Origin of the sequence: Bradyrhizobium sp. LB8.2, assembly GCF_040548035.1 — a bacterium.
Taxonomy (GTDB): Bacteria; Pseudomonadota; Alphaproteobacteria; order Rhizobiales; family Xanthobacteraceae; genus Bradyrhizobium.
In genome coordinates this window covers 1-5,274 of the sequence record NZ_JBEPQV010000072.1, presented here as the reverse complement: position 1 = coordinate 5,274, position 5,274 = coordinate 1, and the positions used below count along the sequence as shown (strand labels likewise).

The 5,274-nt window shown below is 61.9% G+C and carries 3 protein-coding genes and 5 pseudogenes; 3 read left to right on the top strand and 5 right to left on the bottom strand.

The window, feature by feature from the left end; translation table 11 throughout:
- Window positions 1-188 (bottom strand): annotated as a pseudogene (locus ABIB06_RS38970) (hypothetical protein); the annotation flags it as partial.
- On the opposite strand from ABIB06_RS38970, the pseudogene ABIB06_RS38965 reads away from it, so the two are divergent.
- Together ABIB06_RS38965 and ABIB06_RS38765 are read left to right on the top strand one after the other, a co-directional pair.
- Window positions 187-336, top strand: a pseudogene (locus ABIB06_RS38965) (PhnD/SsuA/transferrin family substrate-binding protein); the annotation flags it as partial. The pseudogenes ABIB06_RS38970 and ABIB06_RS38965 overlap by 2 nt on opposite strands.
- A gap of 60 nt (window positions 337-396) precedes the next feature.
- Window positions 397-1,350 (top strand): annotated as a pseudogene (locus ABIB06_RS38765) (Mu transposase domain-containing protein); the annotation flags it as partial.
- 270 nt (window positions 1,351-1,620) lie between these two features.
- Here the strand turns inward: ABIB06_RS38765 and ABIB06_RS38760 are convergent.
- From ABIB06_RS38760 to ABIB06_RS38745, 4 genes and pseudogenes are all read right to left on the bottom strand, one after another.
- Window positions 1,621-2,205: a hypothetical protein gene (locus ABIB06_RS38760; RefSeq protein WP_354053403.1), complete on the bottom strand. Its 585-nt coding sequence runs from the start codon at window positions 2,203-2,205 to the stop codon at window positions 1,621-1,623.
- A gap of 66 nt (window positions 2,206-2,271) precedes the next feature.
- The gene (gene phnC, locus ABIB06_RS38755) at window positions 2,272-3,081 is read right to left on the bottom strand and encodes a phosphonate ABC transporter ATP-binding protein (protein WP_247457907.1); all 810 of its coding nucleotides are present in this window, start codon (window positions 3,079-3,081) and stop codon (window positions 2,272-2,274) included.
- A 52-nt stretch (window positions 3,082-3,133) separates the two neighbouring features.
- Window positions 3,134-3,769 (bottom strand): annotated as a pseudogene (locus ABIB06_RS38750) (thiamine pyrophosphate-binding protein); the annotation flags it as partial.
- A gap of 310 nt (window positions 3,770-4,079) precedes the next feature.
- Window positions 4,080-4,670, bottom strand: a complete 591-nt coding sequence (locus tag ABIB06_RS38745) for a phasin family protein (RefSeq protein WP_247457906.1) — start codon at window positions 4,668-4,670, stop codon at window positions 4,080-4,082.
- 401 nt (window positions 4,671-5,071) lie between these two features.
- On the opposite strand from ABIB06_RS38745, the pseudogene ABIB06_RS38740 reads away from it, so the two are divergent.
- Window positions 5,072-5,274, top strand: a pseudogene (locus ABIB06_RS38740) (transposase); the annotation flags it as partial.

Here is a 5,274-nt window from a genome sequence, read left to right as displayed (position 1 = left end):
GGTTTGGTCGCAAAGCCGACATCGGCAGGCACGTATGCGTCTTCCAGACGATCTGGATCGTCGGTCCATTCCTTCGGAAGATACAACGCGCGATCCGACGATTGGAAAGCCAAATATCCCGAGCTGACCTTCGCGGTCATTCCGGCGGAAAACGCCTCGGGCGTGACCGAGCGCTGGGCGCCGTTCATGAGCTATCTCTCCAAGGAATTGGGCGTGAAGGTCACGCTGCGCATCGCCAACGACTACGCCGCCGTCATCGAAGGACAGCGCGCCGGCAACATCCATATCGCCAGCTACGGCTCGGCCTCGTTCGCCCGCGCCCGCCTGACCGGCGTCAAGACCGACGCCTTCGCCAAGGACATCAACGCCGACGGCTCGACCGGCTACTACTCGGTGTCCCGCGACCGAGCGTTCGCCCTGTTCAAAGGCACCTGCACCCGTGGCATCTACGACAACATGAAGACCGCCGTAGAGACGATCTTCGTCGGTAAAGGGCGTCTCTACAATCGTCGCTTTCTGCAGATTTGCAGCCACTATCTGGTCGATCCGGTCGCCTGCACGCCGGCGTCAGGCTGGGAGAAGGAGCAGGTCGAGAACCAGGTCGGGCTGGTCAGGCAACGCTTCTTCACGCCGCGGCTGCGGTTCAAAAACCTCGACGAGTTGAACGCCTGGCTGCTCGACAAATGCATCGGCTACGCCAAGGCTCATCGCCATCCGGAGCTGGTCGATCAGACGATCTGGGACGTGTTCGAAGCCGAACGCCCCAAACTCGGTCCTTATGCCGGCCGCTTCGACGGCTTCCATGCGGTGACGGCGTCGGTCTCGAAGACCTGCCTGGTGCGCTTCGACAACAACAAGTACTCGGTCGCAGCCAGCGCAGTCGGACGCCCCGTCGAAGTTCAAGCCTATGCCGATCGCATCGTGATCCGTCAGGATGGACGTATCGTTGCCGAGCACCCGCGCCTTTAGTCGCGGCGATACTGTCTACGACCCCTGGCACTATGTGCCGGTGCTCGCCCGCAAAGCCGGCGCCTTGCGCAACGGCGCTCCGTTCAAGGACTGGGTGCTGCCGGCCGCGATCGAGCGGATCCGGCGCAGGCTTGCCAGCACCGATGACGGCAACCGGCAGATGGTCGACATCCTCAACGCGGTGCTGACTGACGGTCTGCCTGCGGTGGAAGCGGCCTGTGCCGAAGCGCTCAGTCACGGCGTCCATTCCGCCGCGATGTCGTGCTCAATATCCTGGCCCGTCAACGTGAACCCGCCCCACCGGCCAACATCATGACGCCGGCCGCACCGACGCTTCGTCATGCGCCGATCGCCGATTGTGCCCGTTACGACAACCTCCGGAACAGGCCATCGCCTCCGCAGCGTGCAAGGCTGGAAAGTTCCGACGGGTTGGCAGTACCGCTTGCGACGAGCGCAATTGTTGTGGTTACCGAAAAAGGACCTGAGATCGTATTAAAGATTGTCCTGCATTTTCCCGCTTCAGAACTTACACCTTAAGTTATCGCCGCATTTGCGCGCGCCGGTCGTCTGCTCTAATGTGCACTACCGATTGTGCGGGCGCCATTCATGTAGGCGCCGGCACTCGGAGAGAGCACTCAAATGTCAACGAGTTCACGGCTTATTGGCGTCCTCCGCACAGTCCTTCGTACACAGATTGATAAAGAACGACTGAGCGTCAATTGAGATTCTGCCGTTGTTAGCGGCCGTATTGAACGCAGCGATGCAGGCGCGGCGTCCCGCACCCTCCATGCCAGGTTGCGCATTCAGGCGATCAACATAATCCTGCACATTCACTTTACAGATCACCGAGGGTTGCCCGTTCGCGAGCTTCAGAGTGTGACCCTCGGCATTCCAGGCCCCCGTCAGGTCTGATTTCCCCTCGCAGATCGGGCTTCTTAGGTCTGATTTCCCCTCGCAGTTCGGGCTTCTTAGGTCTGATTTCCCCTCGCAGTTCGGGCTTCTGTCTCTGACCGTGATGTGCAGCTTGGTCGTTTCGTTGAAGGTGAGATGAATGTCGGGACTTCCCTGCGCCAACTCGCAGACCCAATGGTTACTCATGCCGAGACTCTTGCAGAGTCCGGAGTTGGCAGCGCTGCCGTAAAGCGTGAGCGCATCGCAAATCGGCGCAACGGCGGAGGCCGAAGTCGTGAACGCGAGCGCGGCGGCGCCGGCGAGGATGAGTCTGCGAGTGATCATGGTACCCTCTTCATCGGTTGGGGTCGGTTGACGCAAAAATTGGGCAACTAACAGGTATGCCGCGGCTCAGGCGGCCGCGGCCGTTCCGAGCGCCGGCACGCCCTCGGGCACCGGCACAGGCATTCCGCCCATGACGTCGGTGGCTTCGAGATCGTAGAGCTCGCGCGCGACGTGGTCGGTCAACTCGGCCGGCGCGCCGTCGAACACCACGCGACCCTGCGCCATGCCGATCAGACGGTCGCAATAGCTGCGCGCCAGATCGAGCGAATGCAGGTTGCAGAGTACGGTGATGCCGAAATGCTTGTTGATGCGCAGCAGCGCATCCATCACGATCTTGGTGTTGCGCGGGTCGAGCGAGGCGATCGGCTCGTCGGCGAGGATGATGTCGGGCTGCTGCACCAGCGCGCGGGCGATCGCGACACGCTGCTGCTGGCCGCCGGAGAGCTGGTCGGCACGCTGGGCGGCGAGCGAGGCGATATCGAACTGCTCGAGCGCCGACATCGCCAGCGCCTTGTCGTGCTCGGGCCAGGTCTGCGTCAACGAGCGCCATGCCGGCATCGTTGCGAGGCGCCCCATCAGGACATTGGTGAGGACGTCGAGCCGGCCGACCAGGTTGAACTGCTGGAAGATCATTGCCGATCGCGCCCGCCACTGCCGCAGCTCCTTGCCGCGCAGCGCCGTTACGTCGATGCCGTCGAATTGGATGCGGCCCTGCGTCGGCGTCACCAGGCGGTTGATGGTCCGCAGCAAGGTCGACTTGCCGGCGCCGGAGCGCCCGATCACACCGACGAAGCCGCCGGGGGAGATTTGAAACGAAGCGTCGTCCACCGCGGCTTTTGCGCCGAAGCGGCACGTCAGACCTTCAACGACCAGCATGCAGGGCTCCAGAGTAGCTGGAGGCCACCGCTAACACTGGCGCTTGACAGTAGGTCGAACGCGGGCGGCTGGCCGCGGCCCCGGCCATGATCAGGGGCCGTTTCGCCGCCAGGATGATCTCGGCCGCGCGATCGAGGGCCGCGGGGTGCGCGACCGGGATTTCGATCGGATGGATCGGCACCGCCTCGACCTCGGCACGGGCGATGTCCTCGGGCAACTCGAGCAGGACCGAGCCCGGCCGCTCCTCCATCGCGATGCGGAAGGCATCGCGCAACAGCGTCGGGATGCTTGGCGCGCTGACGATCTGACGCGCCAGCTTGGTCAGCGGCTTCATCGACCCGACCAGGTCGACGATCTGGAAGCGGGCCTGCCGGCTGCTCATGATCGCCTTCTGCCCGGTGATCATCACCATCGGCATCGCGCCGAGATGTGCATGGGCCGCGCCGGTCGAGAAGTTCAGCGCGCCAGGACCCAACGTCGAGAAACACACGCCTGGCCGCCCCGTCAGCCGCCCGTGCGTCGCCGCCATGAACGCCGCCGCCTGTTCATGACGGGTCAAGACCAACTGGATCTTTGAAGTGCGGAGCGACTCGACGAAGTCGAGATTTTCGTCGCCCGGCACGCCAAAGATGCGGTCAACGCCTTCATGCTCCAAGGCAGCGACCAAAAGATCAGAACCCTTCACCATCTATCTACTCCCTATTGTCGATCGCCTCGTCCGCTTGGTTATGCGGCGCTTGATTGCAGCGCTCGCAAACTCCGACGTCGAGACCTCCCCGCCGAGATTGGCGGTCCGCACGTTGTCGACCTGCAACGTCTGCTCGATCGCGGTCCGTAGCTTAATTGCGAGATCGTTAGCTCACGAGCTGGCGCAGCACGTATAGCCCTCAGCCGCGGAGCGGATCGGGCAACCTGCGCCGCTGTTATCGGCCCCGCCGCCCTCAGCACGAGATTCAGTAAGTCGCGTGCCAAGCAAGCGCTGTCGCGCCCGAACCCCGCTAGGCAGCAGGCCAGTGAGTGTTTTTGGCCATGCGCTTTGCGGTCTCGTCGACCTTCGACATGATGCCGACCACCCGGCGGTTGCTCTCCACCAGACCCTGAACAGTTTCACGCAAGAATTCACTCTGCAGGACCGCGATCTCTGGGGGAGTTCGACAGGCCCAGAACTTCTTTATGCACGTCATCGTAATTTCCATTTGATGCCGAACGAACGCGCAATACTCTCGAGACATCTCGCTTGTCGCTTGAGTAACGGCGCTTGTGCATTGTAGCGTAGCCGCAGCGTTACCCGCCGACCGTTCGGTAGCCTGTAGGAGGCCGCTCCACAAGCCGGGGAGCGCGAACTGATCGGTAGAGCGGCCCATTGCGGCTGCCGTCATCTCCGATCTGACCCGCATGGCGTCTTGGAACGCCTCCGCATTTTGCCGGAGCAGTTCGGTACCGATGCGATTCATCTCCTGACCAGCCTCAACCGCCATTTCCCAGATGTGCTTCATCTGCTCGGCCGCACTTTCGCCGGTACGTCGAACTGCTTCGTCGACGGGCTCGGCGGTGTGGCTAGACCTGTTGTCGTGATCGTGCGTTGCCATGTTTATGGCCTCCAACTATTTCGGCTTGGGCCGACTTCTGTTCATCGCCCATCTCGATCCCACCATTACTCGGGTGCGGCGCTCCGCTTCCGGCGTGAATGACGGACTTAGCTATAGCAAATGCCATGCCAGCTCGCGGATCGCAAAGATCTAACGACAATCCAACGAGTTAAGAGAACCCCAACTAACAATGGCAATCAACAGCGCAGCTGATTTCGAACAATACGTCAGGAATGCGACAGCGCGCCTTTGCAGCGTTGCGGCGCGAGGGTTAAAGAGGACAAGGAGCGAACTCGCAGCAGTTGATGTAGACGGCGAAATGCTCGACCGTCGCGAGTAGCTCGCCCGGCTCTTGCCAGTCTGGCCACGACGTCGGCAAGCTCGCGTACCAGACGCCTTAGGCCTCGTGCGGAGTGGCGCGGCAATACACTGGTTCGGCAGGGAAGATCACGAACTGCCAGATCGGCGTCTTCGCTACCTACGTTTCGCGTCATGGTCATGCGTTCATCGATCGCGCGTTGTATCTTCCGAAGGAATGGACCGACGATCCAGATCGTCTGGAAGACGCATACGTGCCTGCCGATGTCGGCTTTGCGACCAAACC